Origin of the sequence: Rhodopseudomonas sp. AAP120 (assembly GCF_001295845.1) — a bacterium.
Taxonomy (GTDB): domain Bacteria; phylum Pseudomonadota; class Alphaproteobacteria; order Rhizobiales; family Xanthobacteraceae; genus Rhodopseudomonas.
This window is the reverse complement of the sequence record NZ_LJIC01000118.1, coordinates 1-21669: the sequence shown is the minus strand read 5'-3', so window position 1 is coordinate 21669 and position 21669 is coordinate 1. Positions and strand designations below refer to the sequence as shown.

General features: G+C 67.7%; 15 protein-coding genes. 6 read left to right on the top strand and 9 right to left on the bottom strand.

Annotated elements, in window-relative coordinates:
* The first annotated feature begins 9 nt into the window (after positions 1–9).
* On the top strand, positions 10–1089 hold the full coding sequence (locus tag IP86_RS18215; RefSeq protein WP_054163845.1) for a putative bifunctional lysylphosphatidylglycerol flippase/synthetase: 1080 nt from the start codon (positions 10–12) through the stop codon (positions 1087–1089).
* A 25-nt stretch (positions 1090–1114) separates the two neighbouring features.
* On the opposite strand, the gene IP86_RS18210 is transcribed toward IP86_RS18215, so the two are convergent.
* Complete coding sequence (locus IP86_RS18210) at positions 1115–1444, bottom strand: type II toxin-antitoxin system RelE/ParE family toxin (protein WP_054163844.1); 330 nt, start codon at positions 1442–1444, stop codon at positions 1115–1117.
* Between the two features lie 9 nt (positions 1445–1453).
* Entirely contained in the window at positions 1454–1723 is a 270-nt protein-coding gene (locus IP86_RS18205; protein ID WP_054163843.1) for a ribbon-helix-helix domain-containing protein, read from the bottom strand.
* A gap of 119 nt (positions 1724–1842) precedes the next feature.
* Here IP86_RS18205 and IP86_RS18200 point away from each other — a divergent pair, with 119 nt between their 5' ends.
* Together IP86_RS18200 and IP86_RS18195 are read left to right on the top strand one after the other, a co-directional pair.
* Positions 1843–3864, top strand: a complete 2022-nt coding sequence (locus IP86_RS18200) for an SGNH/GDSL hydrolase family protein (protein ID WP_054163842.1) — start codon at positions 1843–1845, stop codon at positions 3862–3864.
* 435 nt (positions 3865–4299) lie between these two features.
* Positions 4300–6438 carry a TonB-dependent receptor gene (locus IP86_RS18195; RefSeq protein WP_197279875.1) on the top strand — a complete coding sequence of 713 codons (2139 nt, stop codon included), beginning with the start codon at positions 4300–4302 and terminating at the stop codon, positions 6436–6438.
* Positions 6439–6683: 245 nt separating this feature from the next.
* Here the strand turns inward: IP86_RS18195 and IP86_RS18190 are convergent, their stop codons facing one another.
* The 3 genes from IP86_RS18190 to IP86_RS18180 form a co-directional block, all read right to left on the bottom strand.
* Positions 6684–7331, bottom strand: a complete 648-nt coding sequence (locus IP86_RS18190) for a DUF2147 domain-containing protein (RefSeq protein WP_054163840.1) — start codon at positions 7329–7331, stop codon at positions 6684–6686.
* A 67-nt stretch (positions 7332–7398) separates the two neighbouring features.
* Complete coding sequence (locus IP86_RS18185; protein ID WP_054163839.1) at positions 7399–8691, bottom strand: O-antigen ligase family protein; 1293 nt, start codon at positions 8689–8691, stop codon at positions 7399–7401.
* A 7-nt stretch (positions 8692–8698) separates the two neighbouring features.
* Positions 8699–10018 carry a glycosyltransferase family 4 protein gene (locus IP86_RS18180; protein WP_245290660.1) on the bottom strand — a complete coding sequence of 440 codons (1320 nt, stop codon included), beginning with the start codon at positions 10016–10018 and terminating at the stop codon, positions 8699–8701.
* 254 nt (positions 10019–10272) lie between these two features.
* Between IP86_RS18180 and IP86_RS18175 the strand changes: the two genes are divergently transcribed.
* The gene (locus IP86_RS18175) at positions 10273–11313 is read left to right on the top strand and encodes a glycosyltransferase (RefSeq protein ID WP_245290659.1); all 1041 of its coding nucleotides are present in this window, start codon (positions 10273–10275) and stop codon (positions 11311–11313) included.
* Positions 11314–11425: 112 nt separating this feature from the next.
* Here IP86_RS18175 and IP86_RS18170 read toward each other — a convergent pair whose 3' ends face one another.
* Positions 11426–12700, bottom strand: a complete 1275-nt coding sequence (locus IP86_RS18170) for a chloride channel protein (protein ID WP_054163837.1) — start codon at positions 12698–12700, stop codon at positions 11426–11428.
* Between the two features lie 372 nt (positions 12701–13072).
* Positions 13073–14101: an NAD(P)/FAD-dependent oxidoreductase gene (locus IP86_RS18165; RefSeq protein WP_054163836.1), complete on the bottom strand. Its 1029-nt coding sequence runs from the start codon at positions 14099–14101 to the stop codon at positions 13073–13075.
* A 161-nt stretch (positions 14102–14262) separates the two neighbouring features.
* On the opposite strand from IP86_RS18165, the gene IP86_RS18160 reads away from it, so the two are divergent.
* Positions 14263–14712, top strand: a complete 450-nt coding sequence (locus IP86_RS18160; RefSeq protein ID WP_054163855.1) for an acyl-CoA thioesterase — start codon at positions 14263–14265, stop codon at positions 14710–14712.
* Between the two features lie 264 nt (positions 14713–14976).
* Here IP86_RS18160 and IP86_RS18155 read toward each other — a convergent pair whose 3' ends face one another.
* Positions 14977–15297 carry a 2Fe-2S iron-sulfur cluster-binding protein gene (locus tag IP86_RS18155; RefSeq protein WP_054163835.1) on the bottom strand — a complete coding sequence of 107 codons (321 nt, stop codon included), beginning with the start codon at positions 15295–15297 and terminating at the stop codon, positions 14977–14979.
* Between the two features lie 182 nt (positions 15298–15479).
* Complete coding sequence (locus IP86_RS18150; RefSeq protein WP_082364078.1) at positions 15480–15821, bottom strand: Hpt domain-containing protein; 342 nt, start codon at positions 15819–15821, stop codon at positions 15480–15482.
* Between the two features lie 412 nt (positions 15822–16233).
* Between IP86_RS18150 and IP86_RS18145 the strand changes: the two genes are divergently transcribed.
* Positions 16234–21669 (top strand): apolipoprotein A-IV repeat region-like domain-containing protein (locus tag IP86_RS18145; protein ID WP_054163834.1); only part of this gene is annotated, 5436 nt, incomplete at its 3' end.

Genomic DNA, 21669 nt, shown 5'->3' with positions numbered 1-21669 from the left:
GGAGGACGAATGCATCGACTGCTGAGCGCGCTGGGGCGTGGCTTCAAAACCTATGTCGGCTGGAAGCGGGTCGGCGTCGTCGCCAGTATCCTGATCGTCGGCTTTGCGATCTACTCGCTCATCCATAACCTCAAGGGTTTGGATCACAATAAGCTCGTGACCGCGCTGACCAACGTCGCGCCGGGCCAGATCGGGCTCGCCGCATTGTGCGTGGTCGGCGCATTCTGCACACTCACGTTCTACGACTTCTTTGCCCTGCGCACGATCGGCAAGCTGCACGTCCCCTATCGCATCGCCGCGATGTCGGCGTTCTGCTCCTACGTGATCGGCCACAATCTCGGCGCCACCGTGTTCACCGGCGGCGCGATCCGGTTCCGGATCTATTCGGACTACGGTCTGTCGGCGATCGACGTCGCCAAGATCTGCTTCATCTCCGGCCTGACGTTCTGGCTCGGCAATCTGTTCGTGCTCGGCATCGGCATGATCTGGCATCCAGCCGCCGCCAGCGCGATGGATCTGCTGCCCGACCGCATCAACCAGCTGATCGGCCTCGCTTGCCTCACCGGCATCGCCGCCTATTTCGTCTGGCTGGCGACCGGCAAAAAACGCCGCGAGCTCGGCCAGAACGGCTGGAAGGTGGTGCTGCCGTCGGCCCGGCTGACGCTGGTGCAGGTGCTGATCGGCGTGGTCGATCTCGGCTTCTGCGCACTGGCGATGTATCTGTTGATGCCGTCCGAGCCCTATATCGACTACGTCTCTCTGGCGGTGGTGTTCATCCTCGCCACGCTGCTCGGCTTCGCCAGCCACGCGCCGGGCTCGCTCGGCGTGTTCGATGCCGCGGTGCTGGTGGCGCTGCCGATGTTCGCCCGCGAGGACGTCATCGCAACGCTGCTGATCTACCGCGTGCTGTACTTCCTGCTGCCGTTCGGCATCGCAATCTCGATCATGGGCATTCGCGAGCTGTGGCTCAGCGTGGTCAAGCCCTGGCAGGAGAAGCGCGCCGCGACCGGCAACGGCCACCCGATCGCCGCGGCGACCGCCGCCACCGTTCGCCAAGTCGCGCAGCGGCGGTCGTCGGGACAGGTCTGAGGCGCCGCACTGAAGCCGCGATCGCTCACGCAATCAACGCGTTCAAATCCCGACGTCCATCGACCACGCGGACGATCTCGACGTTGCGGACGATCTCGACTTTGCGGACGGGGCCTTCGTCCGTGTCCGGCTCCGTCCGGTACAGAATGAGATAGGGTCGTTCGACCAACATGCGAAGCGAGGGGCGGATATCGCGCCGGCGCACGCCCATGCGCGGCTGTGAGGCGAGCAGCACGACGCTCGCCTCGATCCGATCAAGCATGCGCTCCGCCGCCGAGGGCTCGGACGCAATCGCGTCGTAGATGTCCAACAGATCCTGACGTGCCGCCAGCGTCCAGGTGAGCCGGACGGACACGCCCGCAGCTCAATTCTTTGCCTTCGCTCGGGCGCGGGCCTCCGCCCGCAGCGCGGGCAGGTCGACCTCCCCGGCCGAGCCGCTGGCGATGCCTTCGTCCCACAGCTGGCGCAAACGCCGGACGTCTTCCTGCCGCAGATCTCGCTTGAGCTGCCAGTCGCGGATCGCTTCGCGCACGATCTCGCTGGTCGTTGCATATTCGCCGGACTCGACGGCCGCCTTCAGGGCTGCCACCTGCTCGCCGGTCAGCGCGACGCTCACCTTCTCGACATTCGCCATCCGCCGTCCTCCTAGTCGGAAAATTTACTACTTCTTGACACCTGCGGCAATCGAGCCAAGATGCCGCCGTCTCCCTCCCGCCGTCTCATATTCGCCCCAACTGGGGCGTCAAACGCCCCATGACCCTGAATTGCCCGTTCCGCCCGCTGGCGCTGTTCGCGTTTCTGGCCAGCCTCGCATTGCTCCCGCTGCCGGCTTCGGCCCAGACGCAGCCGGCTCCGCCTGCTGCCGCTCCGCTGGCGGCTGCTCCTGCGGTGGCCGCGGTGCCGGTCACCGACGGCTCGATGCAGATCGTCTGGGAGGTGCGCAACCGCTTCCGGCTGTTTCGCGAGGAGCGGGATTTCCGCGAGCAGGCCGACGCGCTGAACGGGCTGACGGTGCTGGCCTCCGAGCAGGCGCTCGGGCTGCAGAGCGAAGGGCGCGGCTGGGCTCGCAATGTGGTCAACCGGCTGTGTATCGACCTCACTGGCCGGGTCAACGAACCGTGCACCCGCGACGGCGTCAAGGAGAGCTATCTGACCCCGACCGAGCACCCGGTGACGGTGCGGCTCGCCGGCGCGATCCCGGTCGGCGCCATCTGCGCCTGGGTGTTCGACGATGGCGACGGGCCGCGCCCCGCCACCCAGGACTGCGCCGAGCCGATCAATTTCCGCGCCCGCTACGGCAAGCCGACGATCGCCACCGTCGATGTCAGCAGCGGCGCCGACGCGCCACTGCGCGTCTCGACCGAAATCATGGTGCGCGACTTGTTCATCGCCGGCCTCGGCGACTCGATCGGCGCCGGCGAAGGCAATCCGGACCGGCCGATCGCGCTGTCGGACGAAGGCTTCTGCTATCGCTCCTACCTCGGCATCGGCACCGTCGGCGCAACCGCCGGGCAGTTCTACCGGCCGAGCCGCGCCGGCTTCAAGGGCGGCCGCGCCTGCGAAGCGCCGGACACGCTGGCGAACTGGCAGCGCTATTCGGCGACCTGGTTCAACGCAGCCTGCCATCGCTCGCTGTACAGCTACCAGACCCGCACCGCGCTGGCCCTGGCGGTGCGCCATCCGCATATCGCGGTGACCTATTTGCCGCTGGCCTGCACCGGCGCCACCATCCAGGAAGGGCTGTTCGGCTCGCAGCGCGCCCGCGAATGCTATCGCACCAAATCCGGGACCAACTGCCCGGGCAGCGTCAACGGCCAGATCGCCGAACTCCGCGAGGCGGTGGCCGCGATGCGCAAGCGCCAGCCGCAGCGCGGGCTCGATCTGGTGCTGCTGTCGGTCGGCGCCAACGACATCAACTTCTCGGGCCTCGTCGCCGACGTCATCGTCGACAGCCCGACCGAGCGCGGTATCTTCCGCCGCTCCGGCGTGATCGGCTCGATCGACGAGTCGCGCAGCACGCTGCAACGGCAACTGCCGCAGAATTTCGCCAAGATGCGCGAAGCCTTCAAGGGCCTGGTCGACGACATGTCGCGCGTCGTCTACGTCACCTATGCCAATCCGGCGCTGGCCAACCGCGGCGTGCCCTGCCCCGGCGGTCCCGGCGGCTTCGACGTGCATCCCTCGTTCAGCGCCGATCCGAACCGGCTCGCAGCCGTCGCGTCGTTCGTCGACAATGAATTCCTGCCGCGGCTGAAGGACCTGGCGCAGTGCACCGGCGGCGTGCTGTGCCGCGACCCGTCCGCCGACGCCATGACCTTCGTCGACGCGCATCAGCGCACCTTCGCCAATCACGGCTTCTGCGCCCGCGCCGAGACCGATCCGGAATTCGACCGCGCCTGCTTCTCGCCGCGCGGCGACAGCTTCACCGCCGACATCGTCGCGGCGGCGAATTCGCCGATGGCCTGCGGCGCGGGCGCCAGTAACTACCGCGCCTATCTGCCGCGCGCCCGCTGGATCCGCGACGCCAACGACAGTTACTTCGCCGCGATGACCTTCCCGCAGGGCCTGCCCGCCGCGATCCAGCCCGCCGACATCCACGACGCGACCTGGGGCGTGGTGTCCGCCGTTTATGGCGGCGCGATCCATCCGTCCGCCGAAGGCCACGCCGCGATGGCCGACGCCGCGCTGCCGGCCGCCGAATCCGTGCTGTCGCTGCAGCCCGGCCCCGAAGTCACCAGCCAGCCGCTGCCGCCGCCGGCGCGCACCGACCGCTAACGACTGCGGATACCAGGGCGACCGGCCGCCCGTGAGCGGAACATCCGGCCACTTTCCCGGATGCCGTCTCGGCGCCGTCATTTCCAACTCTGGCGTTCAATCCAAGAAGCCGTCTCAACTGGAGCCCCTCTATTAGGGGCTGCCTGCCGTCCTGCTTAGCGTGCGCGCGATCGACGCGACCGATCGCTGCTGATCGATCGCGCCGCAGTCACGCACCAAGAAACCACCCCTGGGGACGGAATGCTGAACGATTTGAATTCGCCGCGCGCAGCGGCACTCCCTCTGGCCTGCGTGTCGATCCTGCTGACGGCGCACGCAGCCCAGGCGCAACAAGCAGGTCCGACCGCCCCCGCAACAGCGCGCCCGGCCGTCACGGCAGCCGCCCCATCGTCTTCCCAGGGTCAGGCCCTGCCGTCGGTGGTTGTCGACGCTCCGGTGCGACGCCGAGCGGTCGCCCGCGCGCAAAGAAGGCCCGCCGCTACATCGCAGACGGCGGCGCCGCGTGGGCGGGCGACGCGCAACGACGTCGCCGCGGCGCCGGTCCCGTCGCTCGGCGCACAGCGGGCGGCCATTCCGTCCAGCTACGCTGGTGGTCAGGTCGCGCGCGGCGCCCATCTCGGTCTGCTCGGTAACAAGGACTACATGGCCACGCCGTTCAGCCTGACCAGCTACACCGACCAGACCATTCGCGATCAGCAGGCCACCAGCGTCGCCGAAGTGCTGACCAACAGCGATCCCTCGGTGCGCGCGGCGATCGGCGCCGGCAACCGCTACGACGCGCTGACCATTCGCGGCTTCCGGGTCGACAACAGCGATTTCGCACTGAACGGGCTGTACGGCCTGGTGCCGAACTATCGCATCAACCCGGCGCCGATCGCGCGCATCGAGCTGCTGAAGGGCCCCGCCTCCTTCCTGTACGGGATGTCTCCGCGCGGCTCCATCGGCGGCAACGTCAATGTCGTGACCAAGCGGGCCGACGACGATCCGCTGACCCGCTACACCGCCGGCTACATGTCCGATGCCCGCTTCACCAACAACCTCGACGTCTCGCGCCGCTACGGCGACCAGAAAGAGTGGGGAGTGCGCGCCAACGGCGCGTTCGAAGGCGGCTGGCCGGCGATCGACGGGCAGTCGATCCGCGACGGCGCCGGTTCGCTCGGCGTCGACTACCGCAGCGAACGGTTCAGGTGGTCGGCCGATCTGATCTATCAGGACGATTGGCTCAAGGCCGGCACGCGCGGCTACGGCCCGGTGCCGGGCATCGCCGTGCCGGCGGCGCCAGATCCGCGCATCAACCTGTCCCAGCCGTTCGACTACTCGCGCTCGCGAAGCGTCACCGCCATGACCCGCGCCGAGTACGATCTGACGTCCGACGTTACGGTGTTCGGCGCGATCGGCGGCAATTTGTTCGGCTTCGACAAACGTGAGTCGCCGGGCCCGACGATTCTCAATTCCGCCGGCGATGCGCAGTCGACCTCGACGTTCCAGACCGGCAAGTCCGACGCCCTCTCCGGCGAAGCGGGTGTGAGATCGCGGTTCACCACTGGGCCGATCGACCATGAGGTCGTGGTCAGTGGCTCGGCGCTGACGCAGACCAGTTGGCTCGGACAGACCCGCTACGGCAACTACCTCACCAACATCTACGCCCCGACCGTGCTGCCCGGGCCGGGCACGCCCGTGGCGTACTTCCCGGAGAGCAAGGCCAACAAGCTCGAGCTGCGCAGCGTCGGGGCCGCCGACACGCTGTCGGTCCTGAACGGCGCGGTGCAACTGACGCTGGGTGTCCGCCAGCAGCAGGTGGTGTCGGACAGCTACGCGCCGATCACCGGCATCACCACGTCGGCCTACGATCAGAGCGCGACCTCGCCGTCGGTCGCCCTGGTGGTGCGGCCGCTGCAATACTTGTCGCTCTATGCCAGCTACATCGAAGGCCTGTCGCCGGGGCCGACGCCGCCGTCCGGCGCTGCCAACATCAATCAGGTGTTCGCGCCGTTCAAGAGCAAGCAGTACGAGGTCGGCACCAAGCTGGATTTCGGCCGGTTCGGCGCCACTCTCGCGGCGTTCCAGATCAGTCAGCCGAACGGCGTACTCGATCCGGTCACCAAGATCTTCGGGCTCGATGGCGAGCAGAGGAACCGCGGCATCGAACTGACGACGTTCGGCGAGGTCGCGACCGGCGTCCGCATCCTCGGCGGCGTGACCTGGCTCGACGCCAGGCTGACCCAGACCGCGGGGCATCTCAACGACGGCAACCATGCGATCGCTGCGCCCGATCTGCAGGGCAATCTCGGCGTCGAATGGGACACCCCGTTCGTGCCCGGACTCACCGCCACCGCGCGCGCGGTCTACACCAGCAAGGCCTATGTCACAGCCGACAATCTGCAGGATGTGCCGAGCTGGACCTCGTTCGACATCGGCGCCCGCTATTTCACCAAGCTGGGCGGCCGGCCGACGACGTTCCGGGCCAGCCTGACCAACATCGCCGATAAGCGTTACTGGACCGCCAACCCGTCCGGCTACCTGATCCTCGGCATGCCGCGCACGCTGTGGCTGTCGATGACGGTGGATTTTTGAGCTTGGCATCTTGGGGCGGAGAGCGAATCTTGTCCCGGCTCGTCCGACGCGTCGTGAATGTGTTGAGTTGGCTCGAGACGACATCGTGCCCGGACCCGTTCGGATCGTCGACGCCGTTCCGCATTGCCATGCTCGGACATGCGAATGCCCGGCACGAGGCCGGGCATCGCGGGAGATCTGGTCGATCACATTACGACCGCCGTGATGGCCTCGCCTTCGGACGTGACCAGCCGGCTTCGACCGGCTTACTTCGCCGGCGCCATCATGCCGCCCTTGGGGGCGGGAGCCGGCGCGGGGGCCTTCGCCTTGCCGGCGGTGGCGGGCGCGCCGGGCTTGGCGGTGGTCAGCGCAGCGGCCTGCTCGGGCATGAACTTGGCGACGATCTCCGGATCGAGCTGGGAGATCGCGGTGTCGGGCAGACGGAACCAGTCTTCGTCCTTGCCGAGCGCCGGAGTCATCAAATAGCCGCGCAGCGTCAGGGTCTGGCCGTCCGGGCTGACCGTCAGCATCGCCTTCCAGACGTCGCCGTTACGCGGATCGAGAATGTTGCCGTTCTCGTAGACGCGGCCCTTCCGCTTCATGTCGCGGATCAGCGAGATGCCCAGGATCGGCTGGTTCTTGCGATCGTCCTCGCACTCCTCGCAGACCGTCAGGTTGGGCTGCCCGGCCTGCTGAAAGCTCTTGGCGACCACGCCTTCGTACATGTTGTTGCCGCGGTCGAGCATCAGCACCCAGACTACCGGCTTGCCGCCGGGCTTGCCGTTATCGGTGCGTTGCCACAGGCCGGCGGCCGTGGGTTCCGCCGCAGCGACCGGCGACGTCGCGGTCATCACATAAGAGAGGACGGCGGCAGCCGCGAGCGCAAGGAAGCGGATCGGTCGATGTGTATTCATGGTAACACCTGAAACATCGCGATGAGACGAGAATGTGGCGGAGCGGTAAGTCGATCCGGCGGGCGAACTAATCCCCCGACGGCTGGCGATTTTGTGACGAGGCGGAGACGGTCTGCGGGCGAATGCGTCGGCCGGGAAGGATACGATGCGCCGAAAGGCCCGCGCCGAGACAGACACCGACCGGCAGCCAAAACAGGATGTAAAGATAGGCAAGATCGGTTGGAACAATTTCGTAGTCCACGCTGGAGGCGGTGAGGCAGGCGGCGAGCAACGCCAGCGCCACGACCTCGCCGGAACTCCGCAACGCCCGGAAGCCACTGACCAGCGCCGCTCCGACGATGCCGATCAGCGCCAGCGCGGTGAAGACGCCGCCGCGCACCAGCGCACACAGCACGATGTTGTGGGCATTCATCACGACATTGCCGTCGGGCAGCGTGCGCTGGGTATCGAACGCCAGACCGTAGCCGAGCCACGGCTTCAGCGTCGCCATCTCGAGATAGATCGGCCACAGCGCCAGCCGCAGGCTGTCGCGCCGCTGCAGCAATTCGCTCTGGAACGGCGCGATCACGATCACGCCCACCACGACGAGTGCGAGCACGATCAGCGCCACTTTGAGGCGGTGGTACTCGGACAGCATGATGGCGACGCCGATGCCGACAGCCGCGGAGATCAGCGAGCCGCGGCTGCCGGTCAGCAGGATGGCTCCGAGCAGCACCAGCACCGAGGCCGCCAGCATCACATGCTGCCCCGGCTTCAGCGACCGCGACGCCATCACGGCCGCCGCGCCGACGCAGGGCATCGCGAACATCATGCCGATGACGTTGGAGTTGTAGTACACGGTGAGGCCTTTGACGCCTTCCAGCCGCACCGTCATCAGCGTCTGGAACGACAGGCCGGTGAACGACACCACGTCGCGGATCGCGATCAGCGCGGCGACCGGGGCGAGCACCAGGAACAGCAGCCGCAGAAAATCGCCGTCCTGGCGGACCAGATACGCAACGATCGTCACGAACGCCAGCACCGCCGCGGCGTAGCGCAGATTGAGCGACAGGATCTTCGCCGGCGTCTCGCCGCCGAGCGCGGAGGTGGCGAGGATCAGCAGCAGGAACACCGCAGAGGCGATGAACACCGGCGACTTCACGATCGGCAGCAGCGAGCGATACGGCGTCGCTACGATCAGCAGCACCGGCACCACCAGGAACCACAGCACCGTGCGCGCCGACCAGATGCTGTGCAACGCATAGACGAGGCACAGCGCCAGAATGAACAGCTTCTCGGCGGCCCGGGTCCGCACCAGCCAGTCGCGGGTTCGCTCCAGCCTCTGCTTGCTTCGTGACGGCCCGGCGACTGCAGAAACCATTGGACTCCTAATTCCCGGCAGAGGCCGGTCTGGCCGACAGGCTGCGCAGCGCCTCGGCCATCCGGCGCGCGGACTGAGCCCAGGTCACAGGACGATAATTGGCCCGGATCGCAGCCTCGTGAACGGCAAGGTGCGCAGGCGAGCGGATCAGGTCAAGCACCGCGTCGCGCCAGGCGGCGAAATCCAGCGGGTCGAGGTGGCCCGCCAGCCCGGCGCCGGCCTCCGGAAGCGACGACGTGTTCGATGCGAGACAGTATTTGCCGAAAGCCAGACTCTCGGACACCGGCAGTCCCCAGCCCTCATAGAACGACGGATACAGCGTGAAGGCGCAATGCTGATACAGCCAGGCCAGTTCCTCGTCGCCGACCCGCGGCAGGTGCAGAATGGAGGACGCGGTGACCGGATCGTGCGAGATCTGCCACAGCAGGTCGGAGCTGCCGAAGCCGGGCTGGCCGACCATCACCAGCGTCGGCAGGTCCGGCGTGCCCTCCTCGGTGAGCCGGCGCCACAGGTGATACAGCAGGTCGAAATTCTTGCGTGACTGGATGGTCGAGACGCTGATGACGAAGCGCTTCGCCTGCGCATCGGTGAGCGCCTGCGGCCGCGCCGCAGCCTTCGGCGCCACCAGATCGGCGCCGAGATGCACCACTTCCAGCGCCCCGCGCACGCCGCCGTGGCGCTGCGCATAGGCCCGCACGTCGGCGCTGGTCGAGTCGGAAATCGACACGACCAGATCGCATTCCCGGATCAGGAACTGCGCATAGGCGTCGAACTGGGTGACGAACTCGCCGTCGGCAAAGAACTGCGGCGCGACCACCGGGATGAAGTCCTGGCACACCGCTGCGACCTTGGTGCCGCGCTCGCGGCGCATCCGCGCCACCGCCGCATAGTCGACCCGCGACCAGTTCTCACCGGCGAGCAGCAGCACCTCGCCGGCGCCGCCGGCCGGTGGCAATCCCTCGCCGCCGGACATCTTCCGAAACAATGGCGCGGCGGCGCCGCGTACCTGAGTCCGAATCGCGCGCTCGATCTTTTTGCCGAACGGCTTGATCGACGCCAGCAGGCTGGCTCGCTGCTGCTTCGGGGCGGCCGCGACCGGCTTTGCTCCAAGATTGGGCGCATAGGCGACCGGCACGTAGTCGCGCCGCAGCGGATCGTAGCGGCAGAAGCGCAATTCGGGCGCGATCGCCTCGGACAGCGCGGTGGCGATGCTGTGCTCGACCCGCAGCGTGCCGTTCATCTGGCCGGATCGGGCGCGATAGCTGGTCGAGACGTCCATCCACAGCCAGGGCTGCGGCGGGCTGTTCGGATCGGGAGGCTGCGCCAAAGAGCTGTCCGTCGCTGACGTCGGCCGTCGCGGCCGGTGAGACCATCGCCGCGGCAGCCCGCGCGATCACCAAATCGATGCGGCGATGTAACGGGTCCGACTTCGCAGCGTCAATGGCGGGCCGGCCGGCGGCCGCGAATTCGCCGCTCCGGAACTGCCGGACCGCCGCCCTTGCCATGCACCGGCCGGCGCGGTCTATGTCGCGGCATCCGCCGGCCCTGCCGGCGACAGGCACGATTCGAGCGAGGGCGACAGTGCTGCCGGTCACACCTGAGGTCTCGGTGATCCTGCCGGTCCGCGACGGCGAGCGCTGGCTGCGCGAAGCGGTGGCCAGCGTGCTGACGCAGACGCTCGCCGAATTGGAACTGCTGGTGATCGACGACGGCTCGGCCGATGCGACACCGACCATCCTCGAGCAGCTTCGCGCCGATGATCCCCGGCTGATCGTGCTGCGTCAGCAGCGCGAGGGGCTGGTCGCCGCGCTCAATCGCGGCCTCGCCCACGCGCAGGCGCCGCTGATCGCCCGGCTCGACGCCGACGACGTCGCGCTGCCCGAACGGCTGGCCCGGCAGCGCGATTATCTGCAGACGCATCCCGAGGTGGTGCTGCTCGGCGGCTGGGCCGAGATCATCGACGAACACGGCGCGCCGCGTGGCCGGCAGATGCGCCCGAGCCCGGAGCGTTTGCGCGACACGCTGGCGAAGAAGAGCCCGTTCATCCATCCGACCGTGATGTTCCGCGCCGAGACCGCACGCCAGGTCGGCGGCTACCGCGCTGCCTTCGAGGCCGGCGAGGACTATGATTTCTGGCTGCGCCTTGCGGATATCGGCGAGATCGCGATCCTGCCGGAGCTCTTGATCCGCTACCGCGAGCACGGCGGCAGCGTCACCCGCACACGCGAGCTGCGGCAGATCTACTCCGCCCGCCTCGCCAAGCTCGCCAGCGCCGAGCGCCGCGCCGGCCGGCCCGACCCATCGGCCGCCCTCACCGCCCCGCCCGACTGGCACGATCCGAAGCCGGGCGCGTTCGAACGCGACAGCTCGCGGCTGTTCCGGATGCTCGAACTCGCCGATCCGGCCCGCGCCCGCAGCGCGCCGGCGTCCGCGATCGATCTCGGGGCGATCACGTCCCAACTATCAACGCTGACCGCCGGCGAACGCAAATTCGCCCAGGCTGCGGCGCTCAGCCTGCTGCGCGAGCGCAGCGACCTGCCCGCAGCGATGCGCGTGCGCCTGGCCGGGTGGTTGCTACGTATGGGGCCGCTGAAGGCCGCGAAGCTGATGATGCGGAAGTAACAAGACGCGGCGCAAACACGTGGCACACCGTAGCCCCGGTGAGCGCAGCGATACCCGGGGAATAGCCTCACCCCGGATATCGCTTCGCTCATCCGGGCTACGCGTTACGTGCCTATCCTGCGTTCTGCACGAAGCGCTTGGCCAGCGCGTGATAGATGCCCTCCTCGGCGATCAGCCGCGAGGTCGCATAGGCGAGCAGCGAGGCCGCCATCACCGGGATCACCATGGCGTGGTTGTCGGTCATTTCGATCACGATGACGAAGGCGGTGATCGGCGCCTGCACCACGCCGGAGAAATACGACACCATGCCGAGCAGCATGATGGCCGCCACCGGCGTGCCGGCGAACAGCGCCGCGAGGTTGCTGCCGAGCCCGGCGCCGACCGCGAGCGACGGCGAGAAGATGCCGCCCGGCAGCCCGCTGATCGACGACAGCGTCGTGGCGAGCAGCTTCAGCACGCCGAAATCGTCCGGCAGCGGCGTGCCGCTTTCCAGCGCCGCCTTCACCTGGCTGTAGCCGGTGCCGTAGATCGTGTCGTTGGACGCGAGGCCGCACAGCGCCACAGCGAGGCCGCAGCCGAGCGCCAGCAGCAGCGGCCGGCGGTTGAACGCCGCGACCGTGCCGGCGGTCACCACCGCGCGGTTGAACAGGCCGCCGGCGAGACCACCGACGATGCCGCAGGCGGGGATCGCCAGCCAGTCGAGCCCGCCGCGCAGCCCCATCGCGCTGGTGCCGAAATACGTGTAGTTGCCGAGCAGCGCGATCGAGGTCAGGCCGGCCGCCACCACCGCGGCGATGATCAGCGTGCTGGCGCGCGTTTCGAACGACCGGCTCATTTCCTCGATGCCGAAGATGATGCCGGCGAGCGGCGTGTTGAACGCCGCCGCGACGCCCGCCGAAGCGCCGGCCAGGATCAGCGCCGGTTGCCGCCGCGGCGACAGCCGGCCGAGCGCGAACATGATCGAGGCGCCGATCTGCACCGTCGGTCCCTCGCGGCCGACCGAGGCGCCGATCAGCAGGCCGAACAGGGTCAGCACGAATTTGCCGGCAGCCGCGCGCAGCGACACCAGCCGGCCGCGCGCGCCCTGATCGGTCAGGTGCCGTGCCGCGATCGCCTGCGGAATGCCGCTGCCCTGCGCGTTCTGGAAGAAGCGGTTGGTCAGATACACCGAGATCAGGAAGCCGAGCGGCGTGATCAGCAGCGGCCAGTAGCGCGAGTGCCGCAGCAGATCGGCGAACGCCTCCTGCGCCAGATCGGCCAGCCACGCCAGCGCCGCCGCCGCCACCCCGATGAACAGCCCGCCCGCCAGAAAGATCGCCCGCCGCCGCGACCGCGACGAGAAGATCACGAACTGCCGCTTGTGGCGGTGGGACACGGCGAATTTCATCGGCAGAATCGGGCCTCGCGCAAGCGTGACAGGGCGACAGCCCCTTCATGGCGCGTCCGGACGGCCCGAGTCCAGCAAGTGATCGCGTCAACTTGACGTGAAACGCGGCAGCGCTCCGGCGGGGCACCACATCCAACTCACGCAATTGCAATCAAGCAATCGATCAAAATGAAGCGCCTCGCGTCCTTCCCCGTCATTGCGAGCGAAGCGAAGCAATCCAGCGCAGTGCTCGGCGCTGGATTGCTTCGTCGCTTCGCTCCTCGCAATGACGGAGGCGGCGATTAAGCCGACCAAAACACAAAGGGCGCACCTTGCGGCGCGCCCCTTGTCGGAAACTCGTGTGTAGTGTCCGGAAGCCCGGCCGCCCCGCGCTTAGTTCACGCCGAGCTTCTTCTGCAGGTTGGTCGACGAGGTCGTGTACTGGAACACGACGCGCTTGTCCGGGTAGACGTACTTGACAGCCTTCTGAGCCATCAGCGCGCCTTCGTGGAAGCCGGACAGGATCAGCTTCAGCTTGCCCGGATAGGTGTTGATATCGCCGATCGCGAAGATGCCGGGGACGTTGGTCTCGAACGTGCCGGTATCGACCGGGATCAGGTTGTTCTCGAGCTGCAGGCCCCAGTTCGCCACCGGGCCGAGCTTCATGGTCAGGCCGAAGAACGGCAGCATCGCGTCGCAGGTGATCTGCTCGACCGAGTTGTCGTTGAGCTTGATGGTGGCGCTCGACAGTTGGCCGTTATCACCGTGCAGTTCGGTGATCTGGCCGATCTTGAGGGAGAGCTTGCCCGAGGCAACCAGCTGGCGCATCTGCTCGACCGAGTGCGGCGCGCCGCGAAAATCGTCGCGGCGATGCACCAGCGTCATGCTCTTGCAGATCGGGTTGAGGTTCAGCGTCCAGTCGAGCGCGCTGTCGCCACCGCCGACGATCAGGATGTCCTTGCCGCGGAAATCTTCCATCTTGCGGACCGCGTAGTGCACCGACTTGCCCTCGTAGGCTTCGACGCCCGGCACCGGCGGCCGCTTCGGCTGGAACGACCCGCCGCCCGCCGCGACGACCAGCACCTTGCACTCGAACACGGTACCCGCATTGGTCGTGACGCGGAACTCCGGATCGCCGATCTTCTCGACCGTCTCGATCATTTCGTTGAGATGGAAAGTCGGGCTGAACGGCTTGATCTGCTCCATCAGCGCTTCGGTGAGGCCATGGCCGGTGATCATCGGCACGCCCGGAATGTCGTAGATCGGCTTTTCCGGATACAGCTCGGCGCACTGGCCGCCGACCTTGTCGAGAATGTCCACCAGATGGGCTTTGACGTCGAGCAGGCCCAGTTCGAACACGGCGAACAGTCCGCACGGACCCGCGCCGACAATCAGCACATCAGTCTTGATCGTTTCGGTCATCGCTTATTCTTTTCGTGTTGAAGAATTCTCGGACGCGGGGCGGTCCGGCCGCGGCTTGTCTAGCCAAGCCGGGCGGGGGAGAAAAGCCATAAAACCGCGCCGGCACCTTGTTCTAGCTCAAGAACTGGGCTCAATGGACAGCAAAAGCCCGGAGAATGGCCTTGACCGCAAGAACCCGCGACCACGCAGTCCCGCAGCCCGACGACTTCCCCTACCGACTTTCGGACAATGTCCGCTTCGCGGATCTCGATCCGAACAACCACGTCAACAACGCGGTCTATGCCAGCTACTTCGAAAGCGCGCGCGTCACGCTGATCAGGGGACTGGTTCCGCAAGGCATGTCGTGGGTCCTGGCGCGGCTCGACATTCACTTCCGCAGCGAATTGCACTGGCCGGGAACCATCGAGCTCGGCATCGGGCTGGTGAAGCTCGGCCGCACCTCGACGCATTACGATCAGGCGGTGTTCTCGAACGGCGTCTGCGTCGCCTCGGCCCGCGCCATCACGGTGCTGGTCGATCTCCACAGCCGCAAGCCGACGCCGCTCACCGACGAACTGATCGAGAAGTTGAAGCCATGGTGGCGGCGCGGTTACGCGCAGGAGCAGGACTAGAGCAGCTCTGCTTTTCTTGGATTTCAGAGCGGAAGATCACTAACTCCCGCCACACGCACAACCTCATGGTGAGGAGGCGCGCAGCGCCGTCTCGAACCATGGGCCATCGAGAATGCGTCGCCCCATCCTTCGAGACGCCCGGCTTCGCCGGGCTCCTCAGGATCAGGATTCAGTGCCTGCGGAAAGGTCGGATCGTTTCAATCAAGCGACACAGCGCCCTCAGGCCGACATCCCAGTCAGTCCGACCGGTCCGTCCGAGCGAGCTCAGGCCTGGCGGTCCGGGGTCGAGACGACGAGGCCGTCGAGTTCGTCGGAGACCTTGATCTGGCACGACAGCCGCGAGTTCGGCCGCACGTCGTAGCCGAAGTCGAGCATGTCTTCTTCCATCGGCGACGGACCGCCGACCTTCTCGCGCCAGGCTTCGTCGACATAGACGTGGCAGGTCGCGCAGGCGCAGGCGCCGCCGCATTCGGCCTCGATGCCGGGGATGGCGTTACGGATCGCCGCTTCCATCACCGTCGCGCCGTTCTCGACGTCGACCGTGCGGGTCTCTCCGGAGTGATCAACAAAGTGAATCTTGGCCATGATTGCTCGTCGGACGCTCTACAAGGTTCTGACAGGGAAAGGATGACGGGCTGTCCTATAGCGGGTCGATGGCGTTTCCGCCAGCGTCGCGGCGGGCAAAAACCGGCGCCGCCGGATCGGCCATTCGCCGCAACCGCGCGCCAGAACCGGCCTGCGGACGTGGTGCAGTGCCGCGAAGCCGCTCAGCGTTCCAGCAGGTCTCCGATCGCCACGCGCGCATGATCGACGGCGGCGTCCAGCATCGCCAGCAGGTCGGCGGCGTCGCCTCCCCGCCGCAGCGCGTCTTCCAGTTCGGCCGCCGCATCGGCCACCGCGAATGCGCCGATCGCCCGGGCCGAGCCCTTCAGCGTGTGCGCCAGCGCCGCCGCATCCGCCGGCCACGACGACAGCAGCGCCACCAGGCTCGCCGCCTGGGCCGAGAACATCGTCAGCACCTCGCGCTCCAGCGCGCGGTCGCCCAGCGTCATGCGCCGCAGATGCGCCTCGTCGATCGCGAAATCCGGCACCAGAGGCGGCGACGCCATCCACTCCACCCGTTCAACCTGCAGCGACACAGATGCCTCCATGGGCCGCCCTCCACAGGGCCGGCCACAGTTTTCCGGATCGAAGCACAGGATTGGTTAACGGATCATTATGGGACAGCCTCGCAAGTTTGAGGCCATTTTGTCGGTAATTTGCTGCCGTTTCCCGGGCCACGGCGGATTTCGGCGACCGCAAAAGGGCTTAGCGGCCAATCCCGTTAACGATGATTAAGAATGTCTTAACGTCGGCCATTTCATTCGAAGCACCGAGCCAATAGGATGTTTGCGGAAGTGGTGGACAAAAGTCCGGCGTCGAGGGGGTTCGATCGCGCCGGCTGGGCACCCAACCGGCTGGCAGGCTGCGGCTGAAACGCGCGCAGCGTCCCCCGGTGCGTAGAACGAGGGCGTAGGTCACATGGCGAATAATCCCAAGAAGATCAAAGATCCGACCGAAGTGGCACTGTCCGCAATTCAGGAAGCCCTGAATATCAGCGACGCGCCCGCCGGGACCGACGCCGAGGCCGCTGCGCGCGACGAGACCTCCGCCGCGCTGACGCCGCCGCCCGCCTTCAACGATGGTGCGCCCGAACCGCGCATCACCACCGATCGTCCCAGTTTCGAACAGGCCGACGACCGCCGCTTCGCCCAGCGGCCGGCCAATGACGACCGCGAGACCATCGGCCAGCTGCTGCAGGCGCTGCAGAAGGGCCGCCCCGCCCGCAACGTCTACACCCTCGCGTCGATCTTCGCCGGCGTCTGGGTGTTCGGCGGCCTGGTGCTGACCTTCAGCTTCCTGCCCTCGCTGCAGGCGATGCTCGGCCAGGGCGCCGGCGGCACCTTGGCGCTGGCCGGCCTCGTCGCGCTGTTCCTCGCGCCGGTGATGCTGTTCTACTTCCTCGCCAGCCTGACCTGGCGCGGCCAGGAACTGCGCATGATCGCGCAGTCGATGGCGCAGGTCGCGATCCGCTTCTCCGAGCCCGAGATCGCCGCGAGCGATTCCGTCGTCACCGTGGGCCAGGCGATCCGCCGCGAAGTCGCCGCGATGGGCGACGGCGTCGAGCGCGCGATCGCGCGCGCCGGCGAACTCGAAACCCTGGTGGCCAACGAAGTCGCCGCGCTGGAGCGCGCTTACTCCGACAACGAAGTCCGTATCCGCGCCCTGCTGCAGGACATCGCGCATCAGCGCGACAATCTGGTCGGCCAGGCCGAGCAGGTGCGTAGCGCCATTTCCGGCGTGCAGATCGACTTGCGCCACGACATCGCGCTGATCTCCGACGCGATCGCCTCGCGCGTCGACGAAGTCGCCAAGAGCATCACCAGCGCGCTGGAAGAGCGCGGCGCCCACATCACCAGTGCGCTCGGCCATGCCGGCGACAACATGATCCTGGCGCTCGGCGAGCGCGGCGGCGACCTGCTCGACCGCCTCGAGGAAGCCAGCGGCGAGACCACCCGTGCGGTGCTCGAAGCCAGCGAGCGGCTGACCGCCAGCCTGAACTTCAAGACCGGCCATGTGCACGACGAATTCGTCGAGCTCGCCGACCGCGTCCACGAAATGCTCAACGAGCGGCTCGACCGCATCACCGGCGAATTCGAGCAGCGCTCGTCCAGCATCGTCGACGGCATCTCGGAGCGCACCGAGCAGGTCCACGACTCGCTGAAGAACTCCTCAGACTCGCTGCTGCTCGAACTCGAGCTGCGTAGCGGCGATCTCGTCAGCAAGATCGACGAGGCCGGCAACCGCCTCGCCGACCAGATCCTGACCAGCGGCGACAAGGCCAGCGAGGCGCTCGACGTCACCGTCAACACCCTGGTCGCCAAGGTGGTGAGCCAGACCGAAAACGCGCACGACACGCTCAGCCTGCAGATGAGCGCGTTCGACGACCTGGTGAAGCAGCAGGGCTCCGAACTCGCCGAGAAGTTCGCCCGCGACTCGGGCACGCTGGGCGCGCTGATCACCCGCCACATCTCCGAATTCGACCGCACCGTGAAGACCTACGGCGGCGAGATCGTCGAGCGCATGGGTCAGCGCACCGAGGACATCGCGGGCACGCTGAAGGCCTATGTCGACAATTTCGACGAGCGCGTCACCTCGCGCGGCGGCGAACTCAGCGCCACGCTCGACCAGCGCCTGTCGCATTTCGAGAACGTGTTCGACAGCCGCGTCGGCAGCCTCGACGGCTCGCTGGACAGCAAGATCAAGGCGTTCGACGACAGCGTCGGCAGCCATCTGAAGTCGCTCGACGAGAACTTCTCGTCGCGCACCCAGGCGGTCACCGAGAGCATCGACAGCCGCATCGCACAGCTGTCCGAGACGCTGACCAACGGCTCCAGCCAGGCGATCGGCCTGATCGACGACCGCATCACGCAGCTGTCGACCACGATGGAAAGCGGCGCCAGCCACGCCGTCGAACTGATCGACGACCGCTTCAGCCAGCTGTCGACGACGGTGTCGAGCGGCGCCGACAACGCGGTGGCCCTGATCGACAGCCGTGTCGAGAAGCTCGCCGACACGCTGATCGCCGGCGCCGTGCAGGCGATCGAGTCGATCGACTCGCGGCTGACCCACCTCACCCACTCGCTGACCGACGGCACCGCCCAGGCGATCGGCGCGATCGACGAGCGCATCGCCAACGTCACCGAGACCATCGACAGCCGCAGCAACAATTTGGCCGCGACCGTCAGCGCCCGCTTCCAGGACATCCACGACGGCCTCGAAGGCCGCGTCGGCACCGTGCTGACCGACATCGACCTGCGCGTGTCGCAGTTCGAGGATCTGCTCGGCTCCCGCGTCGAAGCCGTCGCCGGCCGCTTCGAGCACACCGGCCGCGAAGCCAGCGACCTGCTGATGGCGCGCGCCGAAGAACTGTCGCTCGGCATCAAGTCGCATGTCTCCGACGCCGAGCGCTCGCTCACCAATCTCGCCATCAACACCACCGAGACGATCCAGAGCGGCGCCCGCGACGCCAAGGACGCGATGCTGTCGGTGTCGACCGAAGTCGGCGCCCAGCTGCAGCTCACCTCGTCGGAGATCGAGCGCGCCCTCACCGCTGTCGGCACCAATGCCGCCAGCTCGGTGGTGGCGAGCGCGACCGAAGCGCAGTCGAAGCTGGCCGCCGCCTCCGGCGATACGCTGGCGCAGCTGCGGTCGCTGTCGGCCGACATCGAGCGCACCCTCTCGGTCGCCGGTACGTCGACCGCCGCATCGCTGCTGGCCGGCGCCCGCGAGGCGCAGACCACGCTGGTGTCGAGCTCGGCCGACGTCACCAGCGAGGTCAAGGCGCTCAGCGCCGAGATCCAGCGCACCCTCTCCGAAGTCGGCAGCACCGCCTCCAGCGCCGTGCTCAACAGCGCCCGCGACGCCCAGGCGACGCTGGTGTCGTCCTCGACCGACGTCGCCAGCCAGATCCGCTCGCTGTCCGCCGATATCGAGCGCACCCTGATCGGCGCCGGCGACCAGACGGCGGCCTCGGTGCTGGCGAGCGCCCGCGAAGCGCAGACCACGCTGGTCTCCGCCTCGACCGAAGTCACCGGCCAGATCCGCTCGCTGTCGACCGATATCGAGCGCACGCTGTACGCCGCCGGCAACGCCACCGCGGAGTCGGTGCTGAGCGGCGCCCGCGCCGCCCAGACCACGCTGCTGGCCGCCTCGCAGGAAGCCGCCGAGCGCGTCAAGTCGCTCAGCGACGACGTCCAGCGCACGCTGTCGGATGCCGGCACCTCGACCGCCGGCGCGATCGTGGCCGGCGCCCGCGAAGCCCAGACCGCGCTGGTCTCGGCCTCGTCCGAGGCGTCCACCCAGGTGGTGTCGCTCGCCAGCGACATCGAGCGCCGCCTGACGGCGGCCGGCAGCGCCACCGTCGAGACGCTGCTGTCCGGCGCCCGCGAAGCGCAGCAGACCCTGCTGACGACGTCGACCGACGCCACCAACCAGGTGAAGTCGCTCACCGGCGACGTCGAGCGCACGCTCACCGCCGCCGGCAGCGCCACCGCCGGCGCGATCCTGGCCAGCGCCCGCGACCTGCAGGCCACGCTGGCCGCGTCGTCGACCTCGGCGTCGGATCAGGTGCGGTCGCTCGCCGCCGAAGTCGAACGCAGCCTGATCAGCGCCGGCCGGACCTCGGCCGACTCGATCGTCACCGGAGCGCGCGAAGCGCAGACCTCGCTGATGACCGCGTCCGAGGAAGCCGCCAACCACGTCAAGTCGCTGGCGATCGATGTCGAGCGCACGCTGACCACGGTCAGCGCCGCCGCGGCTTCGACCATCCTCGGCAGCGCCCGCGAGGTGCAGTCGACGCTCACCACCAGCTCGTCGGAGGCCGCCACCCAAATCAAGGCGATCTCCGCCGACATCGAGCGCACCCTCGCCGGCGTCACCAGCAACACCACCGACAACATCCAGGTCAGCGCGGCCGCGGCCCAGACCGCCCTGGTGGCGGTGTCCAACGAGGTCTCGTCGAAGATCAAGTCGACCACCGCGGAGATCGAACGCTCGGTGTTCGCCGCCAGCGGCAGCTTCGGCTCGACCATCACGGCCAAGAGCGACGAGATCGTCAGCTACGTCCAGCAGCAGGCCGACCGCCTGTCGCAGATCATGGACAGCAAGCGCGGCGTGCTGGTCGAGGCCCTCTCCGGCAAGACCAGCCAGCTCACCATCGATATCGACCGCGTCACCACCGACGCGCTCAACGCGATCGAGACCCGCGGCAAGGCGTTCTCGCACTCGATCGTCACCAACGGCACCGACGTCGCGCGCTCGATCACCGGCGCCGGCGATCTCGCCACCGGCGCGATCAACAAGTCGCTCAAGGATCTCGAACTGGCGTCGCGCTCGGCGATCGACCAGTCGCGTCAGGTGTCGGTCGCGGCCGTCACCGAAATGCAGGAGACCAGCAAGATCCTGCGCAGCGACACCGTCGCGCTGTTCGAGCGGCTGCGTGAGGGCAACATCCTGCTGCAGGAAGTGCTCACCGGCGCCCACGAGAACCTCAACTCGCTGGAGCGCGCGCTCGTCACCCGCGTCGCCGACTTCGTCGCCACCATGAACGACGTCAACGCCCGCAGCACCGCCGCGACGCAGGGCCTGGAAGACCAGCTCACCGGCTTCCACGGCAAGACCTCGCGGGCGCTCGCCGATCTCAGCGCGCTGTCCGAACAGTTCGAGGCCCATGGCCGCGCGCTGGCGGAAGCCGCCGAACTGGTGCAGCAGAGCAACGTCAGCGCGTCGAGCTCGGTCAACGACCGCAAGGAGGCGCTGGAATCGCTGGTCACCACCATCGACCTGCGCACCGCCGATCTCGACCAGCGGCTCGGCCGGTTCACCGGCCTGCTCGACGAATCCCTGGCGGCGGCCGAGGAGCGCGCCCGCGACATCGCGCGGGTCGTCGCCGAGACCGCCGGTGCCGGCTCGACCACCATCACCCAGCAGTTCGAGGCGGTGCGTGCCGCCGCCGAGCACGAGCGCCTGCTCACCACCGAGGCGATGCAGCAGGTCTATCAGCAGGGCACCCAGCAGGCCGACGCGCTGTTCAAGCAGTCCGCCGACCGCTTCTCCGCGATCGTCCAGGGCATCAAGCAGATGGCCGCCGAGATGCACGAGGAGCTGGAATCGACCCGCGAGGAGCTGCGCCGCGGCGTGCTCGAAATCCCGCAGGAGGCCGCCGAGAGCACTGCGCAGATGCGCAAGGTGATCGTCGACCAGATCGAGGCGCTGGCCGAGCTCAACCGCATCGTCGCCCGTCACGGCCGTGGCATGGACGTGGTGTCGACCTCCCGCGTCAGCGTGGTGCGCGAGGAAGAGCCGATGCTGGCCACCGCCGGCGGACGCAGCGAAGCCGTGTCGCGGGTCGCCGAG